The following is a 23,098-nucleotide window of genomic DNA, read 5'->3' as shown; positions in this document are numbered from 1 at the left end:
CGTGGTGCGCTTCGGCATGAGTATTTGGAAAGCAGAGAAACAGGGGCGCGGCGCATGACCCGCGAGGGATGGCTGAACCTTGCCGTGCTCGCGGCGCTGGTCGCCGTGCCGGCCTGGGCGCTGGTCATGGACGAGCCCTTCACCATCACGCTGGCGACGCGGGCGGTGATCCTCGCGCTGGCGGCGGCGGGGCTGAACGTGGCGCTGGGAATCGGCGGTCTGGTCAGCCTCGGGCACGCGGTGTTCTTCGGGCTGGGCGGCTATGCCATGGGCATCCTCGCCTTCCACGCGCAGAACTACACGCCACTGGAGCTGTTCGGGGTGTCGCTGCCGGGCACAAAGTCGATGCCGGTGATCTGGCTGGTGGCGGTCGTGGTCTCGGGGCTGGCGGCCTTCGTCATCGGGCTGCTCGCGCTCCGGACCTCCGGCGTCTACTTCATCATGATCACGCTGGCCTTCGGGCAGATGTTCTATTTCTTCTCGATCAGCTGGGCGGCCTATGGCGGCGAGGACGGGGTGTCGATCTATGTGCGCAACGGCTTTCCCGGGCTGAACACTCTGGTGCCGATCCAGTTCTACGGTCTGTGCCTTGCCGTGCTGCTGGCGGTGCTGGCGCTGACGGCGGCGCTGATGCGGTCGCCCTTCGGGCTGGCGCTGAACGCCGCGCGGCAGGCGCCGGAGCGGGTGCGGGCCGTCGGCCTCGACCCGGTGCGGCTGCGGCTTGCCGCCTTCACCCTCTCGGGTGCGATCACCGGGCTGGCGGGGGCGCTGTTCGCCGATCTGAACCGGTTCGTCTCGCCTTCGATGTTCTCCTGGCAGCTGTCGGGCGAGTTCATCGTCTTCATCATCCTCGGCGGCACCGCGCGGCTGTTCGGGCCGGTGATCGGGGCGGCGATCTTCGTGCTGATGGAGCACTGGCTGGGCCAGCTGTCCGAGTACTGGCACATCTGGTTCGGCCTTTTGCTGCTGGCCGTCACGCTCTGGGGCCAGGGCGGGGTCATCGGCCTCCTGACCGGGAGGGCCCGGCCGCATGACTGAGCCGGTGCTCGAGACCCGCGGCCTCTGCAAGGCCTTCGGCGCGCTCACCGCGACCGACGACGTGTCGCTGACGCTGCGCCCGGGCGAGATCCACGCCCTGATCGGCCCCAACGGCGCGGGCAAGTCGACGCTGATCGCGCAGGTCTCCGGCGCGCTGGCGCCCGACGCGGGCGCGGTGCTGCTGAACGGGCGCGACGTCACCGCGCTCGACACCGCGGCGCGCGCCCGGGCAGGCCTTGCCCGGACCTTCCAGATCAGCCAGCTCGCCATGGAGGACACCGTCCTGCAGAACGCACTTCTGGGGGCGCTCGGCCAGTCCGGGCGGCCCTGGCGGTTCCTGCGGCCCGCCCTCGCCGACCGCGCCCTGCGCGACCGCGCGGAGGCGGCGCTGGAGCGTGCGGGCCTTGCCGATTTCGCCGCCACCCGCACCGCCGACCTGTCGCACGGGCAGCGGCGGCAGCTGGAGATCGCGGTGGCCCTGACACTGGCCCCCCGGGCCTTCCTGATGGACGAACCCATGGCGGGCCTCGGGATGGAGGGGTCCGCCGCGCTGACCCGCCTGCTCGACAGCCTGCGGGCCGAGGCGCCGATCCTGCTGGTCGAACACGACATGGACGCGGTCTTTGCGCTGGCCGACCGGATCTCCGTCCTGGTCTACGGCCGCATCATCGCCACCGGCACGGTGGACGAGATCCGCGCCGACGCGGGCGTGAGAGACGCCTACCTGGGGGAGACCGCGTGAGCCTCCTGACCCTCGACACCGTCAGCGCCCGCTACGGCGCGTCGCAGGCGCTGTTCGGCGTCTCATTCGCGCTGGCCGAGGGCGAGGCGCTGGCGCTCATGGGCCGCAACGGCATGGGCAAGACGACCACCGTCAGGGCAATCTGCCGGATGGTCGCCACCGGCGGCACGCTCAGCTTCGCGGGCCACGACCTGACCCGGCTGAAGCCGCACCGCGCCGCCCGGCTGGGCATCGGGCTGGTGCCCGAGGGGCGCCGCTGCTTCGCCGGCCTGACGGTGGACGAGAACCTGCGCGCCGCCGCCCGCCCCGGCCCCTGGGACAGTGCCGCGGTGGCGCAGCTTTTCCCCCGGCTCGCCGAGCGGCGGCAGCAGGTGGCGCGGTCGCTGTCGGGCGGGGAACAGCAGATGCTGGCCATCGCGCGCGCGCTGATGACCAACCCGCGGCTCCTGATCCTCGACGAGGCGACGGAGGGGCTGGCCCCGCTGATCCGGCAGGAGATCTGGGCGGCGATCCGGCGGCTGAAGGCGGAGAGCGGCATGGCGCTCCTGGTGATCGACAAGTCGCCGGCTGAGCTGTCCTCGGTCTGCGACCGGGCGGTGGTGCTGGAGCGTGGCAGCGTCGCGTGGCAGGGCCGGTTCGGCGAGATGACCGGGCCGGTCAAGCAGCGGTTCCTCGGGATCTGAGCCCGATCCGACCCGGGCCGGATCGGGCTGCCGGGCAACCGCGGCCATAGGCTGGCCGCTACTGGAACCCCTTCGGGCGCACCATGAAGTCCCAACCCGCAAGCGCGGGCACGTCGACGTAGCGCGCGCTGCCCCAGCCCGACACCCCGTTCGCCGCGACCCGGTACCAGACGCCCTGACCGTCGGCGCTGAGCGCGCAGTCCTCGACCTCCACCGCCGTGCCCGCGTCGAGGATCGTGACCCGTTCGCCGCCCGGCGCATCGCGCAATGTCAGGTTCGTGGGCAGCGACGCGCCACTCCAGTCCAGCGTGTATTCCGGCGCCCCCGGCGGCGCGCCCTCCCAGCGGTAGTCGTCGGGGCGCTCCTCCTCCAGAAAGGCGTTGCCGTCGTCCCAGCGGTAATAGCTGCGCGTCATCCGTCCGCCGTGACAGCCGAGGCTGTCGGCCAGAAGCGCGCCCGTTGCGGGCGGCAGCGGCCCCACGTAACCCGCCGCCTGCTCCGACCGGCACCAGCCCGGCGGCAGGTCCTGCGGGCAGGCGCCGATGGCCGAGACGCCCAGCGACCCGTCCGCACGCACCTCGGCCGAGCAGCCTTGCGTCGTGATCCGCTGTGCGCCTGCCTGGCGGAACAGCTCTTCGACCGGCGTGTCGTCGGGGAACTGCGAATAGGCCTGCACCGGCCAGAACTCGTATTCCGCCGCGATGAACTCCCGCCCCGCGGAATAGGCCTGGTACTGGCACATGTTCAGCACGTCGCGCTGCGTCAGCCCCGAGGGGGTCAGCGGCGTCGACCCCACCTGCCCCGCCACCGGCACGAAGTCCATGAACCGCGTCACCAGCCCTCCCTCCAGCAGGAAGAAGTCCTCCGGGCGGCGGTAGAACAGCGCGTTCTGCACCAGCGCCGTGGGGGCCACCCGGTTGCCGATCAGCGCCATGTATTCCGACATGACCTCGTAGGTCAGGTCCATGGCGCGGGCGATCTCCGTCTGCCGGCTCTGCTGGTCGGTCGGCACGAACGGCATGTGGAACCCCAGCCGCGCGCCCGTCTCGACAAAGCGCACCGACATGCCGCTGTCCCGTGGCAGCGCCGAGGTCGCGAAGGTCACCGCGCAGGCCGACATGCACTCCTCTCCCGCCAGCACCACGACACCGGTCAGGTAGGGATCGCCATTGCCCTCGCGGTATAGCTTCAGGACCTCGCCCATCCGGACGCCTTCGAGGAAATTCCCGCCCGGCGAATTCATCACCACGATGAACGGCCCCGCCGTATCGTAGGGCCCGATCAGCGCCGCAAGCCGCTCCGCATCGCCCGCCTCGATCACGCCGTCGATGCCGATGATCCTGAACGGCTGACCCCAGAGCGTCGTGCCGCCCCCGTCCGTCACCAGGATCGGCCCGTCCTCGCCCAGCGAATTGCGCTCGCCATAGATCGGCCGGATCTGCGCCAGCCGCTCCGCCAGTTCGGGCTTCAGCCGGATCTCCGCCGCACCGGCCATCCCGGCCCATGTGACAAGCGCCAGAAGGCCCCCCGCAAAAGCGCGCCGCATCACCGGACCTCGAAGGTGCGGAAGGCGTAGCCCACCGGCCCCGCCCCGCTGGCCACCTCGCCCGAGGTCTGGCCCGAAGACAGCGAGGCCACGACCCCGCGCAGCGCGTCCTGCAGCGCCGCGGGCTCGGTCAGCCCGCCCGGACCGCACAGGAACCCCAGCTTGTGGGCGCCCTTCTCGTCCCCCTCCTCGATCACCAGCCCGTAACGCCCGCCGGGCGAGATCTGGTAGCGCACCTGACCCGGCCCCAAAGGCACCTTCTGGAAGAAGTCGAGCGGGATCGGCGTCAGCTGCGACGAGGGGCTGAGCGCCACGAAGGCGGGCGTGCAGCCGTCCGGCATGTCGGCCACCACAGACACCTCCTGCCCGACCCCCAGCGCATCGGGATAGAGCGTCATCACCAGCGGCAGCGGCCTGTCCTGCGCAGGCGGCGCCGCCTTCAGCACCTTCGACTGCGACAGGATCATCGTCATCGGGATGCCGAAGTTGATCCCCACGCGGCTGTTGCCCGAGTTGTGGAGCCCCACCACCTGCCGCGCCGAGGAATCGATGATCGGCGAGCCGGAGTTGCCCCCCAGCGTGTCGCAGGTGTGGCGCAGCCGGTTGTCGTTCATCGGCGGATCGGCGGCGCGGCAGCCCTCGCGGCTGATGTGCTGCGACTTGCCCATCGGGTGGCCGATGATCCAGTAGGGCATCCCCGGCCGCAGCGGCGTCGCCGCCAGCGGCAGCGGCGGGAAGCGGCCCGCCGGATTGCCCGTCACCTCCAGCACCGTGTAGTCGAGGTCTTCCGAGGTCTCGACCGGCTCCGGGTTGACGGCAAAGCGCTCCGCCTCCTCCATCCGGCCCGGCTCGTGGAAACCCGCCAGCCAGTCCACCGCGAGGATCTTCGTCGCGTTCACCCGCTCGTCCTTCAGCACCCCCGGCACGCAGTGGTGGTTGGTCAGCAGGTATTTCTCGGACACGAGGAAGGCGGTGCAGGGAAAGGTCCCCCCGTCGGTCGAGATCGACAGCATCCCCACGCCGCGCCCCATCTTCCGGAAATCCGCCTGGTCGTCGTAGGTCGAGATCGGCTCGTTGTTGTAGCCCTGGACGGCCACCTCGTTCTCGATCCCCAGCCAGTCCTCCTGCGTCGACTGCGCCGTGGCCGCCCCCGCAGTAAGCACGGCCGCCACGAATAATCCGGTCAGACGCATGAACAATTCTCCATTCCAAATCCGCCCCGCCCCAATCGGCGGGCCAGCCGTTTCCCCGGGGTCAAAAAAGCACGGAACACCGGCCTGCGTCCACGGTGGAATTCCTCACGCGTCTCCGCTATCGTCGCTCCAGCATTTTCAGGAGGCCCGCCGATGACCCCCCGCATTTTCGCCCTTGCCGCCCTTTTCGGCGCCCCGCTCGCCGCCACCCCGGCCCTCGCCCAGTCGACCGTGACCCTCGACAGCTTCTCGCTCGACCCGGCGCCGCAGGCCCAGCCCGACACCGCCCCCAGCGCCGAGATGCGCGATTGCCTGCTCGACCAGTCCGGCTGCACCAGCGACGAGTTCTCCGGCTCCGCCACCTTCACCCTCGACGACGTGGTGAACCTCGGCGTGATCGACCGGACGGAGGTCCCGCAGAACGCCGCAGTGGGCGGCACCGGCGGCAGCACCGCCGCTCCGGCGCCCCTGCCCTCCATCGACCTCGAGATCCTCTTCGCCTACAACTCCGACGACCTGACGCCGGAGGCGATGGGCAAGCTCTCCAGCCTCGCCGACGCGCTGCGCGACCCGCGCCTGTCAGACGCGCGGCTGATCTTCATCGGCCACACCGACGGCGTGGGCTCCGCCGCCTACAACATGGACCTCTCCCGCCGCCGGGCAGAGGCCGTGGCCCGCTTCGTGCAGGGCACCATGGGCCTGCCGCCCTCGCGCATCCGCGCCGAAGGGGTGGGCTTCTCCCGGCTGAAGAACAGCTTCGACCCCGCCGCCGCGCAGAACCGCCGGGTGCAGCTGGTGCTGGTGCCGGGCGCCTGAAACGATAGGCCGGGCACGCCGGGCGCCGGCATGCGTCACCCGCGCCAGCCCGCATCCTCTTGGTCGAGTGTGGACTTCAGGTAGTCGAAATGGCGCTGCGCCATGCCGCGATAAGCCAGCCAGCCCTCTGCCGTGTTGCGCGCCACATCGTCGTCGAGCACCGCGAGCGCATCGCCGGTGGACTTGGCCAGGATCAGCGTCTGCGCGGCCTTCTCGAAGAAATAGAGATCCTCGAATGCATCCGCGACGGTAGCGCCCGTGACGCTGACGCCATGGTTGCCCATGACCAGCACGCTCTTGTCACCGAGGGCCTTCACAAGGTGCGCCCCCTCTTCCTCGCTGTCCGAGATGCCGCCGAACTCCAGATCGTAACCCACGCGCCCGAAGAACCGCGCGGTGTTGTTGTCGATGGGCAGCAGCGTCGGGACCTTCAGGCAGGCCAGCGCCGTGGCATAGGGCGCGTGACAATGCAGCACGACGCGCGCCTGCGGCGCATTACGGTGCAGCGTGCCATGGACAGCCCAGGCGGACCGGTCCGGCGCCTCCGGCCCGTCCATGTCGGGCGGCGCGTCGAGGTCGAGTTCGAGCAGATCGCCGGGTTTGATGGTCGCGAAATGCTGCCAGCAGCGGTTCAGCAGGAAGCGGCGGCCATCCTCGGAGATGGCCGCGCTGAAGTGATTGCCGACAGATTCGCTCCACCCGAACCGGTGGCAGAGACGGAAGGCGGCGGCGAGGTCCTCCCGCAGGAGAGCAGAGTCCGCGACAGTGTTGCGGGGGACCATGTTCATTGCTTGAACCGCCCCGTGCTGACCAGCGCGCGATAGGTTGAACGCATCTCGGCCCGGTCGGTGTAGCAGCCGCGCAGGTAGCGGTCGCCACTGGACGCGGTATAGGCGGCACGGCCGTGAACGATCCGGTGGTTGTCGAAGACGATGCATTCGCCCGCCTTCAGCGTGAAGCGCATGATGTACTTGTCGTCCTGCAACAGCTTGCCGAAGCGGCAGAAGGCCGGATACCAGTCATCCAGGAACGCCTGCGGCAGATCCATCAGGTCCAGCATGTGCTGGCTGATGGTCAGGCCCGAGACTTCTCCGTATTGGTCGAGTTCGATGATGCGCTGCCAGGAGCGCATGTCGTAATCGTCGTGCTCGCAATAGAACGGCACATCGGTCTCCGCGAGCAGGCGAAAGCCCTCGGGGTCGATGCGACGGAAATCGTTGGCCGCCGCGACACCGTCGCCGAAAAGGTTGCGTCCGCCTTCCACCGTGTTGGCCCGCATGTGCAGGAACTGGATGCCGGGGGCATGTTCCTCGGCGGGCACGTCCGTATGGAGTTCCAGCGCCGAGGCCGTATAGGCGGTGTTCGTCGGGTTGATATGCGTCCTCACGTCGAAATACGTGCCGAAGAACGTCGGGCGGACCTGCCCCTGCAACTCGGCCAGCTCGGTCAGGGCCGCGTCGCTATCCGGCATCTCGGTCACGACAGAGACGCCCTCGACGATCATCGCCTCCAGCCATGCGCGGCGCTTCCCGGGATCGGCCTTCAGCTCGGCATGGGTAAAGCGGGCAACGTCCGGGTAGTGGTCGCCGAACCATGGCCGCCGCGGCAGATCGGCGGGGTCGCGGCGACGTTCACCGCCAGCATACTCCTCCAGCCATGCGACGGGCATGCGAGTGGCATGGTCTTCGGTCGCCCAGTCGATCACCAGTGTCTCACCGTCGATATGCGCCGCGCGCGCGACCGGCGCGGTGTCGAGGTGAAAGATGTCGAACGAACGCTCGCGGGTCTCCGCGTTGAAGCTGGTCGGGTCGTTGTCGCGCAGCCAGTAGTAGTTGAAATAGGCGTCGCCGCGCGACAGCGGGACGTTCAGCCCTTTCTCACCAAGAGTGACAGCGTCGGATCTTGTTGGTGTCATCACGTTCATCGTGTCGCATCCTCTGTGCGTATGGTTAGATTGACGCCAATCAAACCCATTGAAGATCGGACAAAAAGACGGAATCCTCTTACCTGAAGTTAAGCCACAGGTTACCATGTCACGCCTGCCTCCCCTGCGCCTTCTGATCACCTTCGACGCCGTTCACCGGCTGGGCTCCATGCGGCTCGCCTCGGCCGAGCTGAACGTGACACGCCCCGCGGTCAGCCAGTCGATCCGCGCGCTGGAGGATTGGCTGGGCGCGCCGCTGTTCGACCGCAGCGTGAAACCCGCGCGCCCGACCGACGCGGGCGAGCGTCTGGCGCGCGCCACGCAGAGCGGCCTTGGTCAGATCGCGACAGCCATCGAAGACATCCGGGCCAGCGCGGGCCACGCCGACCGTCATATCACCGTGTCCTGCACCATCGGGATGGCGACCTATTGGCTGATGCCACGCCTGTCGGCCTTCTACGCGCGTGTCCCCGACGCAATGGTCAGCGTTCAGGCCCCGCCTTCGGACATGCCTGCCTTTTCGGCGGGGATCGATGTCGCCCTGCGCTTCGGCCCCGGCCCTTGGCAGGAAAGCGATACCGTCAGGGTCTTCGAGGAATGCGCCTGTCCGGTGGGCCAGCCGGAGCGGATCATGGCGCTGAATGGCGATCTTGCGGCGCTCAGCACACAGCCCCTCATCCACGTCCGGACGCCCGCTGCCAACGGCTGGCCCGGCTGGAAGGAGTATCTCGCCGCCAAGGGACTGAGAAACCCGATCGGCCCGACGCTGACCTTCGACAATTACGTTCAGGCCACCCAGGCGGCACTGGACGGAAAAGGCATCCTGCTCGGCTGGCGGTCGATCAATGCCGGCATACTCTCCGAGGGGCGACTGGCGGCCATCGAGCAGGGAATTCACAAGTTCGGGTCAAGCTACTGGGCATCCGCCATGGCAACACCCAATCCCAGACCTCTGGTTCGGGAGTTTCTCGACTGGATCAGGGACGCGGGGGCTGACTTCGACAGGTCCGGCGGAATGATGTCGTAGACATCTCTTTTGCCGAGGCGTTTCCATCGGCCCGAAGCTCGGCATCCTCGATCCGGATATGTGGCCGACGCTCCGACCTAATATCCTCGCCACCAATGACGGGCTGGCCCCACGCAGCCGCTACGCATCGCCCCTTAAAGGCGCTTTTAACGACCGTCAAAAGAACCCGCCGGAGGCGCAGCGTTGAACGCGCGCGTCCACGAGAACCGGAAACTGAAAAACGCTTTGCTGAAAAAGACTCTGTAATTCACTGTAAACTACTGCGTCACGCTACAGCCGGATTGCCGCAATTTTCGGCAGTCTTTCGCGAAAAACGATCCGCCGCGCGGGACGCAAATTTTACCAATTGATAAAATTTTCAGACGTGGCACTCTGAACAAAACGGAAAACAGGGAGCCGCCATGTCCAGCCCGCACACGCCAGGCATCGTTCCGGGACGTCTCGACCCGGACTCGCTGGCCGGAAACTTCGCAGATCTGCACCCGGCCTACGATGCCCACGAAGCCGCCGTCGCCGCCGACCGCTGCTACTTCTGCCATGACGCGCCCTGCGTCACCGCCTGCCCCACGGACATCGACATCCCCTTGTTCATACGGCAGATTTCGACCGGGCAGCCAGAGGCCGCGGCGCGCACGATCTTCGAACAGAACATCCTCGGCGGCATGTGCGCCCGCGTCTGCCCGACCGAAACGCTCTGCGAGGAGGCCTGCGTCCGCGAGGCCGCAGAGGGCAAGCCGGTAGAGATCGGACGCCTCCAGCGCCATGCCACCGACAGCCTGATGGCCGCCAACAGCCACCCCTTCACCCGCGCCGCCCCGACCGGCAAGCGCGTGGCCGTGGTCGGCGCCGGCCCGGCGGGTCTCTCCTGCGCCCACCGCCTCGCGCTGAAGGGCCATGACGTCACCATCTACGAGGCCCGCCCCAAGCCCGGCGGCCTCAACGAATACGGCATCGCCGCCTACAAGACGACAGGCGACTTCGCCGCGCGCGAGGTCGACTGGCTGCTGCAAATCGGTGGAATCACCGTGGAATACGGCAAGGCGCTGGGGGGCGACGTCACGCTCGACGGCCTGCGTGCCGACTATGACGCGGTGTTCCTGGGCATCGGCCTCGGCGCCACCAACGCGCTCGATGCCGAAGGCGCGGACCGCGACGGCGTGGCCGACGCCGTGTCCTTCATCGCCGACCTCCGGCAGGCCTCCGACCTCGCCAGCCTGCCCGTGGGCCGCAACGTGGTGGTGATCGGCGGCGGCATGACCGCCATCGACGCCGCCGTGCAGGCCAAGCTGCTGGGCGCCGAGACGGTCACCCTGGCCTACCGCCGCGCGCAGGACCAGATGCCCGCCAGCCGCTACGAGCAGGACCTCGCCACCTCGAAGGGCGTGCGCATCCTCGCCAACACGATGCCGAAGGCGGTGCACGGCAACGGCAAGGCCGTCGAGATCGAACTGGAATACACCACCGACGAGGGCGGCCGGCTGGTAGGCACCGGCGAGACCATCCGCCTGCCCGCCGACCAGGTCTTCCGCGCCATCGGCCAGCGCCTCACCCCGCCCGAAGGCCTCGACCTCGACGGCCGCAAGATCGCCACGACCGGCGCAGGCCGCACCTCGCTTCAGGGCGTCTGGGCGGGCGGCGACTGCACCCACGGCGAGGACCTGACCGTGGTGGCCGTCGCCGAAGGCCGCGACGCCGCCGAGGATATCCACGCCGCGCTCACCTCGGGCTGACCCGCGGGCCGCCTGCCCGCCTCGGGGTCCCTCGGGCCCCGCCTGACGACCGACTGAACCGGTTCCGGCCACAAGGCCGGGCCCCACCCCTCCGCCCAGGCCTCCCGCCAGACAGGGCAGGCCGCCCGACCAGGAGACAGCACATGGCCGATCTCACCACCGATTTCGTCGGCATCCAAAGCCCGAACCCCTTCTGGCTGGCCTCCGCGCCGCCGACCGACAAGGAATACAACGTCCGCCGCGCCTTCGAGGCCGGCTGGGGCGGTGTCGTCTGGAAGACCCTCGGCGCCGAAGGCCCGCCGGTCGTCAACGTCAACGGCCCGCGCTACGGCGCGATCCACGGCGCCGACCGCCGCCTGCTGGGCCTGAACAACATCGAGCTGATCACCGACCGCCCCCTCGAAACCAACCTCGAGGAAATGGCGCGGGTGAAGGCCGACTACCCCGACCGCGCGCTCATCGCCTCGATCATGGTGCCCTGCGAGGAGGCCGCCTGGAAGGCGATCCTGCCGCGCGTGGCGGAAACCGGCGCCGACGGGATCGAGCTGAACTTCGGCTGCCCGCACGGCATGTCCGAACGGGGCATGGGCGCGGCGGTGGGCCAGGTGCCCGAGTACATCGAGATGGTCACCCGCTGGTGCAAGATGTACTACGACAAGCCGGTGATCGTGAAGCTGACGCCCAACATCACCGACATCCGCAAGCCCGCCACCGCGGCCCGCAACGGCGGCGCCGACGCGGTCTCGCTGATCAACACGATCAACTCCATCACCTCGGTCGACCTCGACAATTTCGCCCCCGAACCCACCATCGACGGCAAGGGCAGCCACGGCGGCTACTGCGGCCCGGCGGTGAAACCCATCGCCCTGTCGATGGTCTCCGAGATCGCCCGCGACCCCGAAACCCACGGCCTGCCGATCTCCGGCATCGGCGGCGTCACCACCTGGCGCGACGCGGCAGAGTTCATGGTGCTGGGCTGCGGCAACGTGCAGGTCTGCACCGCAGCCATGACCTACGGCTTCCGAATCGTCGAGGAGATGAAGCGCGGCCTCAGCCAGTGGATGGACGAGAAGGGCTATACCTCCACCGCCGATTTCGTCGGCAAGGCGGTGCCCAACGTCACCGACTGGCAGTACCTCAACCTCAACTACGTGACCAAGGCCCGGATCGACCAGGACGCCTGCATCAAGTGCGGCCGCTGCTTCGCCGCCTGCGAGGACACCAGCCACCAGGCGATCTGGATGCACGAGGACCGCACCTTCGAGGTCAACGATGCGGAATGCGTGGCCTGCAACCTCTGCCTCGACGTCTGCCCGGTGGAGGACTGCATCACCATGGAACGGCTCGCCCCCGGCACCGTCGATCCGCGCACCGGCCGCACGGTCGAGGCGGATTACGCCAACTGGACGACCCATCCGAACAACCCGATGGCCAAGGCCGCCGAATAAGGCGCGTCCGGCGCGCCCCGCGCCCGCGAAGAGTTCTCGTCGAGAACTCTTCGGCACGGCAGACTTTTCGAGGAAAAGTCTGCCGTTTTCCGTTCAGAGGTGCACGACAAGGTCGCTGGTCCGGCAGACGATCACGAACTGCCCGCCGCATTCGATCAGGTGAAACCCGCGCGCCGCGACCTCCTGCATCAGCCGATCGCGCCCCACTTCCCGCTCCACGTCCTGCACCGCGCGCCGCACCACGCCGCCGCTCTGCACCGCCTTCGCGGTGAAGATCTGAGCCAGCCAGGGTTCGTTGGGGCGGTGGTTCGACAGGCGGAGACTCTGCATCCCCGCAGCCTGCCGGATCGGGGTAAATGCCGGGTGAACGGCAGCCCGGAAGGGCCGTGTCAGGGCTGCAGCAGCCGCCGGAACAGCGTGTCGAGGTGCGCCGCCGCACCGTCGAAGTCCTCCCCGCCCAGAACCGCCCGCACCTGCACGTCGAAATCCGCGTAGTGCTGCGTCTGCGCCCAGATCGAGAAGACCGTGTGCCGCGCATTGACCGGGGCCAGGCGCCCCTCGGCGATCCAGCCGTCGATCAGGCGGGCCGTCTCGTCCACCATGTCGCGCAGCTCGCCCTCCAGCACCGGGCCGATCAGCGGCGCACCCTGCAGGATCTCGTTGGCAAAAAGCCGGCTCTCGCGGGGATAGTCGCGGGCCATCTCCAGCTTGCGGCGCACGTAGCCCAGAATCTCGTCCACCGGCTCGCCCTCGGGGTCGATGGCGCGCAGCGGGTTCAGCCAGGTCTCCAGCAGTTCGCGCAGCAGCGCCTCGTAGATCGCGTCCTTCGAAGGGAAGTAATACAGCAGGTTGGGCTTCGAGAGACCGGCCTCCATCGCGATCCGGTCCAGCGTCGCGCCCCGGAACCCGGCCTCGGAAAACACCGTCAGCCCCGCCTCCAGAATCGCGGCACTTTTCTGCCGCTGGATCCGTGTCTGCGGCCGGACTTCCTGTGCCTGCACGCCTGCCATTTTCTCCGTCATCGCCGCCCCTGCCTGCCCTTTATTTAAGCGACTGCCGGAATTCACGGCGCGGCGCTTGACTGGAATCTGTCCTTTGGTAGCGTTCTTTTGACCGATTGGTCAAATCGCAAGAGACCCTTGGCAGTGGGGTCCGAAGGGGAGTGTACGAAATGGCAGCACCAGCCGCAAATCTCACGATCAACGGCGACCGCCTGTGGGACAGCCTGATGGAGATGGCGAAGATCGGACCGGGAGTCGCGGGCGGCAACAACCGCCAGACCCTGACCGATGCCGACGCCGAGGGCCGCGCGCTGTTCAAGGCCTGGTGCGAGGAGGCGGGCTGCACCATGGGGCTGGACGAGATCGGCAACATGTTCGCCCGCCGCGAAGGCACCGACCCGGACGCGCTGCCGGTCTACGTGGGCAGCCACCTCGACACGCAGCCCACGGGCGGCAAGTACGACGGCGTACTGGGCGTGCTCGGCGGGCTGGAGGTCATCCGCTCGCTCAACGACACCGGCATCAGGACGAAGCACCCCATCGTCGTGACCAACTGGACCAACGAGGAAGGCACCCGCTTCGCCCCGGCGATGCTGGCCTCCGGCGTCTTCGCCGGCAAGCACGACCTGCAATGGGCCTACGACCGCGAGGACGCGGAAGGCAAGACCTTCGGGTCCGAACTGGAGCGCATCGGCTGGAAGGGCGACGAGAAGGTCGGCGCCCGCAAGATGCACGCCATGTTCGAACTGCACATCGAGCAGGGCCCGATCCTCGAGGCCGAGGGCAAGGACATCGGCGTCGTCACCCACGGGCAGGGCCTGTGGTGGCTGCAATGCACCGTCACCGGCAAGGACGCGCACACCGGCTCCACGCCGATGAACATGCGGGTCAACGCAGGGCTCGGCATGGCCCGCATGACCGAGGCCGCGCATCAGATCGCCATGGCCCACCAGCCGCACGCCGTGGGCGCGGTGGGGCACTGCGACGTCTACCCGAACTCCCGCAACGTGATCCCCGGCAAGGTGGTCTTCACCGTCGACTTCCGCTCTCCCGACCTCGGGAAACTCACCTCCATGCGTGAGCAGTACGAGGCGAAGGCGAAGGAGATCGCCGACGAGCTGGGCCTCGGGCTCGAGATCGAGCCGGTCGGCCACTTCGACCCCGTCACCTTCGACGAGGGCTGCGTGACCGCCGTGCGCAACGCGGCGGAACGGCTCGGCTACAGCCACATGAACCTTGTCTCCGGCGCGGGCCACGACGCCTGCTGGATCAACGAGGTGGCGCCCACCGCGATGATCATGTGCCCCTGCGTCGACGGTCTGTCGCACAACGAGGCCGAGGAGATCTCGAAGGAATGGGCCAAGGCCGGCACCGACGTGCTGTTCCACGCGGTGGTCGAGACGGCGGAAATCGTATCGTAACGCGCGGGGGGACACGAGCGGACATGGCATTCACGTGGATTCCACCCGACCAGAGCATTGGCGGGAGCGCGGCCGGACGGGCTTTGCGGCCCGTCACGCGCTGCGGTCGCTCCGCCCGTGCCGCCTGTCGGGCCACGGGTGCGGGCGGGCGTCGGGCCGCCAGCCCGACAGAATGACCCGCCCGGCCCGCCAGACCCCGGCGCGATGCGCCCCGGACGGACCGGCGCGGTCTTCGGCTGGCCTACGCCCTGTTGCGCGGCATGGCGAACCGTGCCGTCTCGCCGTCGATCTCGTCGCCCGGGCCGGCGGCCTCGCGCAGGACGGCCAGCGCCGCCTCGGTGCTGACGGAGCCGGTCTTGCCTTCCACCTCGGCGGCATTGGCCAGCTCGCGGGCCGTGACCTCGAGCGTCTTGTTGCCCGTGTCCTCTTCGGTGTCGAACATGTTTTCCAGCGCCTCGTGCAGGCGGGTGTCGGTCTCGTTCATCGGATATCCTCATCTGCGGGCGGCGCAGCCATGGCCCGCCCTTTCCCCATCAACGCGGGGGCCATGCCGGCGGTTGCATACGCGGCGGCGCCCGCCGCAGCACACGGGGCCTGCCGATGAACCGCCTCTCGCTCTCGCTGATCTGCTGCATCGGGCTGCTGGCGCTGGCGACCCTCGGGGCCGACCCGCTGCCCGCCGAGACCGTCAGGGTCAAACCCGTGGACTTCGACCTGCCGCTCGGCATCGCCGATGGCCTGCCCGCAGGCGTCCCGCTCAGCGAAGTCTTCGTGACGGACGACCTGTGCTTCTACTATCGTCAGGACGGGAAGTTCCATTTCCTGGACTGCGTGGGCTGATCCGCATGGACCTGCCCGATGTCGACCTCGATGCCCCGGTGACAGTGACCCTGTCGGTGGCGGACATCTGCGTCCTGGCCGGGCTGGCCGACAGGCTGGGCGACGCACAGGCCGAAGCGGGCAACCTGCCGGAGGCACAGGCCCTCTGGAACCTCGAAGCCGCGATGGAGCGGCAGAACGACATCGCCTTCCGCCCAGACGCGGACCACTGGCACCGGCGCGCCGCGGCGCATCTGGCCCGGGCCTTCACCGAGACACCGGGCAACGACCCGGACAAAGGGAGCATCACATGACCACCACAGTCATCAAGAACGGCACCGTCGTCACCGCCGACCTGAGCTACAAGGCCGATGTCGCGGTCGAAAACGGCATCATCACCGAGATCGGCGAGGGCCTGAAGGGCGACAAGGAACTGGATGCAACCGGCTGCTACGTCATGCCCGGCGGCATCGACCCGCACACCCACCTCGAAATGCCCTTCATGGGCACCTATTCCACCGACGACTTCGACAGCGGCACCCGCGCGGCGCTGGCGGGCGGCACCACAATGGTGATCGACTTCGCCCTGCCCTCGCCCGGTCAGGGCCTGCTCGACGCGCTGCAGATGTGGGACAACAAGTCGACGCGGGCGCACTGCGACTACTCCTTCCACATGGCCGTCACATGGTGGGGCGAGCAGGTCTTCAACGAGATGAAGACCGTGATCGACACCCGCGGCATCACCACCTTCAAGCACTTCATGGCCTACAAGGGCGCTCTGATGGTGAACGACGACGAGATGTACGCCTCGTTCCAGCGCCTCGCCGAACTGGGCGGCATCGCCATGGTCCACGCCGAAAACGGCGACGTGGTGGCCGAACTCTCGGCCAAGCTGCTGGCCGAGGGCAACAACGGCCCCGAGGCCCACGCCTATTCCCGCCCGCCGCAGGTGGAGGGCGAGGCCGCCAACCGCGCCATCATGATCGCCGACATGGCGGGCGTGCCGCTCTACATCGTGCACGTGTCCTGCGAAGAGGCGCACGAGGCCATCCGCCGCGCCCGCCAGCAGGGCAAGCGCGTCTGGGGCGAGCCGCTGATCCAGCACCTGACGCTCGACGAATCCGAGTACTTCAACCAGGACTGGGACCACGCCGCCCGCCGCGTCATGTCGCCGCCGTTCCGCAACCAGAAGCACCAGGACAGCCTCTGGGCGGGCCTGATGTCCGGCTCGCTCAGCGTCGTGGCCACCGACCACTGCGCCTTCACCACCGACCAGAAGCGCTACGGCGTGGGCGACTTCACCAAGATCCCCAACGGCACCGGCGGGCTCGAGGACCGCATCCCGATGCTCTGGACCCAGGGCGTCGGCACGGGCCGCCTGACGCCGGAGGAATTCGTCGCCGTCACCTCCACCAACATCGCCAAGATCCTCAACTGCTACCCGAGGAAGGGCGCGATCCGCGTGGGCTCGGACGCCGACATCCTCGTGCTCGACCCCGAGAAGGAAAAGACCATCACCGCCGCCAGCCAGGTCAGCGCCATCGACTACAACGTCTTCGAGGGCAAGAAGGTGAAGGGCCTGCCGCGCTACGTCATGACCCGCGGCCATGTCGCCGTGACCGACGGCACGCTGACCTCGCAGGAAGGCCACGGCAAGTTCGTCGAGCGCAAGGCCGGCACGCCCACCAACAAGGCGCTGTCGAAGTGGAAGGACCTCACCGCGCCCCGCCCGGTGCAGCGCTCCGGCATCCCGGCCACCGGCGTCTGAAGGGGGACAGACCAATGGCAATCTGCGCGTGTGGCTGCGGTGGCATGACCCGGGGGGGCGACTTCCTTCCCGTGCACGACCAGCGTCGCCCGGCGCAGATCGAACGCACGCTCGGGGGGCTCATGGCCCTCCGCGCCCTCGCCGAGGACGCCGCCGCCGACGCGGTGACCGCCGGGGCGACAGCCGTTGCCGGGGCAGTCGCGGATGACTGATGCCGGAACCCGCGCACCGCATGAAACGGCCCGCTCCACCGGCGTCCCCCGGCCCCGCGCAAGGGCGCTGCATGACGCACAAGCCCCGTCCTGGTATCGCCTGCTTCACCGCCCCGTCAGACGGGCGCAGCCGGACGGACACCCCGGCATGACCCGCGCGCGGCAAGGATCACCCGGGCACCAGCGCCTCCAGCTCCGGCAGCAGGACAACCGACTCCTGTTCGTGCGGATCGGTGCGCGCGATCACCGCAACCGCCGGTGTATCGCCGTCGTTGAACGGCAAGTGCGGCACGTCGGCCGGGATATAGATCATGTCGCCCGCCTTGGTGTCCATGACGTGCTCCAGCCGCTCCCCCCAGTACATCCGCGCCGTGCCGGAGATCACGTAGATCGCCGTCTCGTGCGTCTCGTGCTTGTGGGCCTTGGCCCTCGCACCGGGCGGAATGGTCAGCAGGTGCATGCAGACGCCCTGCGCGCCCACCGTCTCCTTCGCGATCCCCTCGAAATAGTCGAACCCCTGCTTGCCCGCATACGTGCCCGCAGGCCGCAGTTTCGCGCAATCCGCCATCCCGCACCTCCTTTCGTGCCCAGTGGCGCGATGATGCCAGAGCGTCACCCGCCGGTCATCACCCGTCTTCGTCCGAAGGCACCGCTTGACGCCTGCACCGCGGGCCCCGACAACTCCTGCACCGCGGGCCCCGACAACTCATGGGGACGGCGATGCCTGCGCCCTGCCACCCAAACATGCGATCCCGGCCACGCCGCCGGGGCCGCCGACTTCCGGAGCTTCCCTTGATGACAGCCCAACCGGTGATCCAGGCAAAGAACCTGGACCTGACCTTCCAGACGGCCGACGGCCCCGTGCACGCGCTGAAGGATGTCTCGCTCGACATCCCCAAGGGCGCCTTCGTGTCGTTCATCGGTCCCTCGGGCTGCGGCAAGACCACCTTCCTGCGCTGCATGGCCGCCCTCGAACACCCCACCGGCGGCACGCTGACGGTGAACGGCATGACCCCGGACGAGGCCCGCCGCGCCCGCGCCTACGGCTATGTCTTCCAGGCCGCCGGGCTCTACCCCTGGCGCACCATCGGCCGCAACGTGGCCCTCCCGCTCGAGATCATGGGCTATTCGAAGGCCGAGCGCGAACAGCGCATCGCCCGCGTGCTGGAGCTGGTCGAACTTTCCGGTTTCGAGAAAAAATTCCCGTGGCAGCTTTCGGGCGGCATGCAGCAGCGCGCCTCCATCGCCCGGGCGCTGGCCTTCGACGCCGACATCCTGCTGATGGACGAACCCTTCGGCGCGCTGGACGAAATCGTCCGCGACCGCCTGAACGAGGAGGTCCTGCGCCTCTGGGACAAGACCGGCAAGACCATCGCCTTCGTCACCCACTCCATCCCCGAAGCGGTCTACCTCTCGACCCACATCGTCGTCATGAGCCCCCGTCCCGGCCGCATCACCGACGTGATCGAAAGCCCCCTGCCAAAGGACCGCCCGCTCGACATCCGCGACACGCCGGAATTCATCGAGATCGCCCACCGCGTCCGCGAAGGGCTGCGCGCGGGGTACGACGAATGATCCCCATCCGTGCCGCCACCCTCGACGACATGCCCGCCTGCGCGCGGATCGTGCACGACTGGGAAACAGGCACGGGCTACATCCAGGGCACCCCGGACGTGGACACCCTGACCGGCTACCTGGCAGAGGCCTTCCCGGTCCGCGACATGCACGTCGCGGGCGACCCGGTCGAGGGCTACCTGTCCATCGACCCCACCAGCAACAGGATCGGCGCGATCTACCTGGCCCGACCCGGCCAGGGCACCGGCAAGCGGCTGATGGACCTCGCCAAGGAGGGGCGCGACACGCTCTGGCTGACGGTCTACGCGCCCAACACCCGCGCACAGGCCTTCTACCGCCGCGAAAGCTTCACCGAGACCGCGCGCCTCGACGCCGACCGCGACGGCGCGCCCCCGATGCTGCGCATGGACTGGACCCGCTCCGAGGTCGCAAGATGATCCGCCTGGCCGACAACGACGACCTGCCGCACTGCGCCGAGGTGGTGAACGGCTGGATCGACGGCACGCCGTGGCTGCAACGCGCCACCCCGGCAGAGAAGATCCGCGAGATGTTCGAAGGCATCCTGAAGCACCGCATCATCTGGGTGATCGGCGAACCGGTGGAGGCCTACCTCTCGCTCGATCCCTCCAACGGGCACATCGGCGCGCTGAACTGCCGGACGCCGGGCTGCGGCCACGGCTCCGCCCTGCTCGAAACCGCCCGCGAGGGCCGCGACTTCCTCAGCGTCTGCCCGCTGATGGCCAACGTCCGCGCCCAGACCTTCTGGCGGCGCAACGGCTTTGCGACGCTCGGGCTGGAAGACGAAACAAAGCCGGTGCCGCTGCGCCGGCTCCGCATGGAATGGTCGAGGTACGGATCATGAGCCGCTTCATCCCCCCGCTGCTCGGCGTCCTGCTGGCGCTCATGGCGATCTGGTACGTGGCCGTGGTGCCGATGAACGTGCAGGAAACCCTCACCCGGGCCGAGCGCGCGGAGATCGCCGTCACCCCCGCCACCGCCGTGGAACGCCGCGACACCGGCACATGGGCGCTGGTCTTCGGCAACCTCGGTGCCCTGGGCGAAAGCTGGTCGCTCGACCGGCCCCGCCTACCCGCTCCGCACCAGGTGGTGGCGGAACTCTACGCCTCGACCGTGGCCGAGGAACTGACCGGGCGGCGCGGCCTCGTCCGCTCCGGCTCGCTGTCGAACCGCGGGCTGCTCTATCACGCGGTCGTGACGCTCAACGCCACCTTCGTGGGCTTCCTGATCGGCACCGGACTGGGCATCGTGCTGGCCATCGGCATCGTGCACAGCCGCGTCATGGACATGAGCGTCATGCCCTGGGCCATCGTCAGCCAGACCATCCCCATCGTGGCACTGGCGCCGATGATCATCGTGGTGCTCTACTCCATAGGCATCCAGGGCCTGCTGCCCAAGGCGGTGATCTCGGCCTACCTGTCGTTCTTCCCGGTGGTGGTCGGCATGGTGAAAGGCCTGCGCTCGCCGGACGCCATGCAGATGGACCTGATGCGCACCTACAGCGCCCCCACCCGCGACGTGCTGATGAAACTGCGCCTGCCGGCGTCGGTGCCCTACCTCTTCGCGTCGCTCAAGATCGCCATCGCGGCCAGCCTCGTCGGCGCCATCGTCGGCGAACTGCCGGTACAGAAGGGCGGCCTCGGCGCGCGCATGCTGGCAGGCAGCTACTACGGCCAGACCGCCCAGATCTGGGCCGCCCTCCTCATGGCCGCGGGTCTCGCGGCGGTGCTGGTCTGGGCCATCGGCGCCGCGGAACGCCGCACGCTGACCAGGATGGGAATGGCGCAATGACCCAAGCCCCCACACCGCACACCCCCGAACCCGCCCCCCTCCGCACCCCGGACAAACGCAAACCGCCCAGGCTTCTCTGCTTCGCAAATACTCACTTCCTCCCCCTCCGCCAAAACCACCGCCGGAGGTCCCGCATGATCCGCGCCGCCACCGCCGTCCCGCGCCACCGCCCCGGCTTCTCTGCTTGCCAAGTACGCACCTCCTCCCCGATGGCGGCCAGAACCGCCGCCGGAAACCGCCATGATCCGCGACGCACCCGCCCCGCGCCAACGCCGCTGTTTCTCTGCTTCCCAAATACTCAACTCCTCACCCTCCGCCCGAACCGCCGCCGGAGGTCCCGCATGACCCGCACCACGCGCCCCCGCTACTCTCCTTCCGTGACCGTCCAATCCACACCCGCCGCCCGAGTCCCGTCATGACCCTCATCCTCGCCGCCCTCGCCCTCTGGGCCGCCGGTTTCGCGCTGAACGTGGCGCTGGCCAACGGTCCCGCCCGCGACACCCGCGCGGTACAGCTTGCCGTGCCGCTGATCTTCGGCGCCACGCTGGTCGCCATGTGGGAGCTGATCGTGCGCGGCGCAGGCGTGCCCACCGTGATCCTGCCGCCGCCCTCCGACATCGCCGGGCGCTTTGCCGAAAACACCGGCCTCCTGTGGCGCGACTTCACCCAGACGATCCTCAAGGGCGCGCTCTCCGGCTACATCATCGGCAATGCCGCGGCCTTCCTGACCGCGCTCCTCGTCGACCGCTCCGACTACCTGCGGCGGGGCCTCCTGCCGCTGGGCAACTTCATGGCGGCCCTGCCCATCGTCGGCACCGCGCCCATCCTCGTGATGTGGTTCGGCTTCGGCTGGCAGTCGAAGGCGGCGGTGGTCGTGCTCATGGTCTACTTCCCGATGCTGGTGAACACCGTCGCCGGCTTGTCCGAGACCACCGCCATGCAGCGCGACCTGATGAAGACCTATGCCGCGACCTGGGGCCAGACGCTCTGGACGCTGCGCCTGCCCGCCGCCCTGCCCTTCATCTTCAACGGGCTGAAGATCACCTCTACCCTCGCGCTGATCGGCGCCATCGTGGCGGAGTTCTTCGGCTCGCCCACCCTGGGCCTCGGCTTCCGCATCTCCACCTCGATCGGCCAGCTCGACCTGCCAATGGTCTGGTCGGCCATCGTGGTTGCCGCTTTGGCGGGCACCGGCTTCTACGGCCTGATCGCGCTAATCGAAAAGCGCATGACCTTCTGGCACGCCTCCACCCGAGGCAGCTAACATCCACCCCAAGCCCCCGCATCAACGAGGGGCCAACACCAACCGGAGGTAACAATGAAATACATCCTTTCCACCACGGCAGCCCTCGCGCTCGCCGCGCCGGCCTTCGCCGCCGACGACGTCACGCTTCAGCTGAAGTGGGTCACCCAGGCGCAGTTCGCCGGCTACTACGTGGCGCTCGAGCAGGGCTTCTACGAAGAGGCCGACCTGAACGTCACCATCCTGCCCGGCGGCCCCGACATCGCGCCGACCCAGGTGATCGCCGGCGGCGGCGCCGACGTCATCGTCGAGTGGATGCCCGCGGCGCTGGCCGCGCGCGAGAACGGCCTGCCGCTGGTCAACATCGCCCAGCCCTTCAAGTCGTCGGGCATGATGCTGACCTGCTGGGGCGACGTGGGCATCGAGGAACCCGCCGACCTCGCCAACCGCACGCTGGGCGTGTGGTTCTTCGGCAACGAGTACCCCTTCCTGTCGTGGATGTCCTCGCTCGGCATCAAGACCGACGGCAAGGCCGAAGGCTCCGTCGAGGTGCTGAAGCAGGGCTTCAACGTCGACCCGCTGCTGCAGCGCCAGGCCGACTGCATCTCCACCATGACCTACAACGAGTACTGGCAGGTCATCGACGCGGGCGTGTCCGAGGACGAACTGATCACCTTCAAGTACCAGGACCAGGGCGTCGCCACCATGGAAGACGGCCTCTACGTGCTCGAGGACGACCTCTCGGACGAGGCCTTCGTGGACAAGATGGCGCGCTTCGTCGATGCCTCGATGCAGGGCTGGAAATGGGCCGAGGAGAACCCCGAAGAAGCGGCGATGATCGTGCTCGACTACGACGAGACCGGCGCCCAGACCGAAGAGCACCAGATCCGCATGATGGGCGAGGTCGCCAAGCTGACGGCGGGCTCCAACGGCGCGCTGGACGAGGCCGACTACCAGCGCACGGTGGAGACCCTGTTGGCCGGCGGCTCCGACCCGGTCATCACCAAGGAGCCGGAAGGCGCCTGGACCCACGCGGTCAGCGACAAGGCCCTGCAGTAAGGGCCCTGCGGTGAACGGGCTTCGCTGACTGCGTCAGCGACCCG

The 23,098-nt window shown here is 68.5% G+C and carries 26 protein-coding genes; 18 read left to right on the top strand and 8 right to left on the bottom strand.

The window, feature by feature from the left end:
- The first annotated feature begins 54 nt into the window (after positions 1–54).
- Genes ACU0DV_RS06045 through ACU0DV_RS06035 form a run of 3 tightly spaced genes read left to right on the top strand, consistent with a single transcriptional unit; the run spans position 55 to position 2,463 of the window.
- Positions 55–1,038 (top strand): branched-chain amino acid ABC transporter permease, encoded by a 984-nt coding sequence (locus ACU0DV_RS06045; RefSeq protein WP_100929412.1) that lies wholly within the window; start codon positions 55–57, stop codon positions 1,036–1,038.
- Positions 1,031–1,780 carry an ABC transporter ATP-binding protein gene (locus tag ACU0DV_RS06040; RefSeq protein WP_446240884.1) on the top strand — a complete coding sequence of 250 codons (750 nt, stop codon included), beginning with the start codon at positions 1,031–1,033 and terminating at the stop codon, positions 1,778–1,780. The genes ACU0DV_RS06045 and ACU0DV_RS06040 overlap by 8 nt, the downstream gene beginning before the upstream one ends.
- Positions 1,777–2,463, top strand: coding sequence for an ABC transporter ATP-binding protein (locus ACU0DV_RS06035; protein ID WP_283981088.1), 687 nt, complete (start codon positions 1,777–1,779; stop codon positions 2,461–2,463). Before ACU0DV_RS06040 ends, ACU0DV_RS06035 begins: the two co-directional genes overlap by 4 nt.
- 58 nt (positions 2,464–2,521) lie before the next feature.
- On the opposite strand, the gene ACU0DV_RS06030 is transcribed toward ACU0DV_RS06035, so the two are convergent.
- Together ACU0DV_RS06030 and ACU0DV_RS06025 are read right to left on the bottom strand one after the other, a co-directional pair.
- A complete protein-coding gene (locus tag ACU0DV_RS06030) occupies positions 2,522–4,009 on the bottom strand; it encodes an SH3 domain-containing protein (protein ID WP_446240885.1) in 1,488 nt (495 codons plus the stop codon).
- Positions 4,009–5,202: a trypsin-like serine peptidase gene (locus ACU0DV_RS06025; protein ID WP_446240886.1), complete on the bottom strand. Its 1,194-nt coding sequence runs from the start codon at positions 5,200–5,202 to the stop codon at positions 4,009–4,011. Before ACU0DV_RS06025 ends, ACU0DV_RS06030 begins: the two co-directional genes overlap by 1 nt.
- Positions 5,203–5,355: 153 nt before the next feature.
- Here ACU0DV_RS06025 and ACU0DV_RS06020 point away from each other — a divergent pair, with 153 nt between their 5' ends.
- A complete protein-coding gene (locus ACU0DV_RS06020) occupies positions 5,356–6,018 on the top strand; it encodes an OmpA family protein (protein ID WP_446240887.1) in 663 nt (220 codons plus the stop codon).
- Between the two features lie 35 nt (positions 6,019–6,053).
- Here the strand turns inward: ACU0DV_RS06020 and ACU0DV_RS06015 are convergent, their stop codons facing one another.
- Both ACU0DV_RS06015 and ACU0DV_RS06010 read right to left on the bottom strand, forming a co-directional pair.
- Complete coding sequence (locus tag ACU0DV_RS06015) at positions 6,054–6,806, bottom strand: class II aldolase/adducin family protein (protein WP_446240888.1); 753 nt, start codon at positions 6,804–6,806, stop codon at positions 6,054–6,056.
- Complete coding sequence (locus ACU0DV_RS06010; RefSeq protein WP_446240889.1) at positions 6,803–7,933, bottom strand: TauD/TfdA family dioxygenase; 1,131 nt, start codon at positions 7,931–7,933, stop codon at positions 6,803–6,805. Before ACU0DV_RS06010 ends, ACU0DV_RS06015 begins: the two co-directional genes overlap by 4 nt.
- A 115-nt stretch (positions 7,934–8,048) precedes the next feature.
- Here ACU0DV_RS06010 and ACU0DV_RS06005 point away from each other — a divergent pair, with 115 nt between their 5' ends.
- From ACU0DV_RS06005 to preA, 3 genes are all read left to right on the top strand, one after another.
- On the top strand, positions 8,049–8,969 hold the full coding sequence (locus ACU0DV_RS06005; protein WP_446240890.1) for a LysR substrate-binding domain-containing protein: 921 nt from the start codon (positions 8,049–8,051) through the stop codon (positions 8,967–8,969).
- A 401-nt stretch (positions 8,970–9,370) separates the two neighbouring features.
- Positions 9,371–10,699, top strand: a complete 1,329-nt coding sequence (locus ACU0DV_RS06000) for an NAD(P)-dependent oxidoreductase (protein WP_446240891.1) — start codon at positions 9,371–9,373, stop codon at positions 10,697–10,699.
- A gap of 143 nt (positions 10,700–10,842) precedes the next feature.
- Positions 10,843–12,147: an NAD-dependent dihydropyrimidine dehydrogenase subunit PreA gene (gene preA, locus ACU0DV_RS05995; protein ID WP_446240892.1), complete on the top strand. Its 1,305-nt coding sequence runs from the start codon at positions 10,843–10,845 to the stop codon at positions 12,145–12,147.
- Between the two features lie 93 nt (positions 12,148–12,240).
- Here preA and ACU0DV_RS05990 read toward each other — a convergent pair whose 3' ends face one another.
- Both ACU0DV_RS05990 and ACU0DV_RS05985 read right to left on the bottom strand, forming a co-directional pair.
- Positions 12,241–12,477, bottom strand: a complete 237-nt coding sequence (locus ACU0DV_RS05990; protein ID WP_100929356.1) for a hypothetical protein — start codon at positions 12,475–12,477, stop codon at positions 12,241–12,243.
- Between the two features lie 59 nt (positions 12,478–12,536).
- Positions 12,537–13,169, bottom strand: a complete 633-nt coding sequence (locus tag ACU0DV_RS05985) for a TetR family transcriptional regulator C-terminal domain-containing protein (RefSeq protein ID WP_100929355.1) — start codon at positions 13,167–13,169, stop codon at positions 12,537–12,539.
- A 149-nt stretch (positions 13,170–13,318) separates the two neighbouring features.
- On the opposite strand from ACU0DV_RS05985, the gene ACU0DV_RS05980 reads away from it, so the two are divergent.
- Positions 13,319–14,569, top strand: a complete 1,251-nt coding sequence (locus tag ACU0DV_RS05980) for a Zn-dependent hydrolase (RefSeq protein ID WP_100929354.1) — start codon at positions 13,319–13,321, stop codon at positions 14,567–14,569.
- Positions 14,570–14,810: 241 nt separating this feature from the next.
- On the opposite strand, the gene ACU0DV_RS05975 is transcribed toward ACU0DV_RS05980, so the two are convergent.
- Positions 14,811–15,053, bottom strand: coding sequence for a hypothetical protein (locus tag ACU0DV_RS05975; protein ID WP_446240893.1), 243 nt, complete (start codon positions 15,051–15,053; stop codon positions 14,811–14,813).
- A gap of 116 nt (positions 15,054–15,169) precedes the next feature.
- On the opposite strand from ACU0DV_RS05975, the gene ACU0DV_RS05970 reads away from it, so the two are divergent.
- Genes ACU0DV_RS05970 through ACU0DV_RS05955 form a run of 4 tightly spaced genes read left to right on the top strand, consistent with a single transcriptional unit; the run spans position 15,170 to position 17,368 of the window.
- Positions 15,170–15,409, top strand: coding sequence for a hypothetical protein (locus tag ACU0DV_RS05970; protein WP_100929352.1), 240 nt, complete (start codon positions 15,170–15,172; stop codon positions 15,407–15,409).
- A gap of 5 nt (positions 15,410–15,414) precedes the next feature.
- Positions 15,415–15,702, top strand: a complete 288-nt coding sequence (locus ACU0DV_RS05965; protein ID WP_446240894.1) for a hypothetical protein — start codon at positions 15,415–15,417, stop codon at positions 15,700–15,702.
- On the top strand, positions 15,699–17,156 hold the full coding sequence (hydA, locus tag ACU0DV_RS05960; RefSeq protein WP_100929350.1) for a dihydropyrimidinase: 1,458 nt from the start codon (positions 15,699–15,701) through the stop codon (positions 17,154–17,156). The genes ACU0DV_RS05965 and hydA overlap by 4 nt, the downstream gene beginning before the upstream one ends.
- A gap of 14 nt (positions 17,157–17,170) precedes the next feature.
- Complete coding sequence (locus ACU0DV_RS05955; protein WP_446240895.1) at positions 17,171–17,368, top strand: hypothetical protein; 198 nt, start codon at positions 17,171–17,173, stop codon at positions 17,366–17,368.
- A gap of 169 nt (positions 17,369–17,537) precedes the next feature.
- On the opposite strand, the gene ACU0DV_RS05950 is transcribed toward ACU0DV_RS05955, so the two are convergent.
- On the bottom strand, positions 17,538–17,936 hold the full coding sequence (locus tag ACU0DV_RS05950) for a cupin domain-containing protein (RefSeq protein WP_283981102.1): 399 nt from the start codon (positions 17,934–17,936) through the stop codon (positions 17,538–17,540).
- Between the two features lie 227 nt (positions 17,937–18,163).
- Between ACU0DV_RS05950 and ACU0DV_RS05945 the strand changes: the two genes are divergently transcribed.
- The 6 genes from ACU0DV_RS05945 (at position 18,164) to ACU0DV_RS05920 (ending at position 23,054) form a co-directional block, all read left to right on the top strand.
- Positions 18,164–18,943, top strand: a complete 780-nt coding sequence (locus tag ACU0DV_RS05945) for an ABC transporter ATP-binding protein (RefSeq protein ID WP_100929348.1) — start codon at positions 18,164–18,166, stop codon at positions 18,941–18,943.
- Positions 18,940–19,380 carry an N-acetyltransferase family protein gene (locus ACU0DV_RS05940; protein ID WP_446240896.1) on the top strand — a complete coding sequence of 147 codons (441 nt, stop codon included), beginning with the start codon at positions 18,940–18,942 and terminating at the stop codon, positions 19,378–19,380. The genes ACU0DV_RS05945 and ACU0DV_RS05940 overlap by 4 nt, the downstream gene beginning before the upstream one ends.
- Positions 19,377–19,805: an N-acetyltransferase family protein gene (locus ACU0DV_RS05935; protein ID WP_446240897.1), complete on the top strand. Its 429-nt coding sequence runs from the start codon at positions 19,377–19,379 to the stop codon at positions 19,803–19,805. The genes ACU0DV_RS05940 and ACU0DV_RS05935 overlap by 4 nt, the downstream gene beginning before the upstream one ends.
- A complete protein-coding gene (locus tag ACU0DV_RS05930) occupies positions 19,802–20,752 on the top strand; it encodes an ABC transporter permease (RefSeq protein WP_446240898.1) in 951 nt (316 codons plus the stop codon). Before ACU0DV_RS05935 ends, ACU0DV_RS05930 begins: the two co-directional genes overlap by 4 nt.
- A gap of 415 nt (positions 20,753–21,167) precedes the next feature.
- The gene (locus ACU0DV_RS05925; protein WP_100929345.1) at positions 21,168–22,016 is read left to right on the top strand and encodes an ABC transporter permease; all 849 of its coding nucleotides are present in this window, start codon (positions 21,168–21,170) and stop codon (positions 22,014–22,016) included.
- A gap of 54 nt (positions 22,017–22,070) precedes the next feature.
- Positions 22,071–23,054 (top strand): ABC transporter substrate-binding protein, encoded by a 984-nt coding sequence (locus tag ACU0DV_RS05920; protein WP_100929344.1) that lies wholly within the window; start codon positions 22,071–22,073, stop codon positions 23,052–23,054.
- Positions 23,055–23,098 lie beyond the last annotated feature (44 nt).

It is taken from the genome of Sagittula sp. (genome assembly GCF_052825245.1).
Note: the sequence above shows the minus strand (reverse complement) of the source record. Positions and strands in the feature narration are given on the sequence as shown.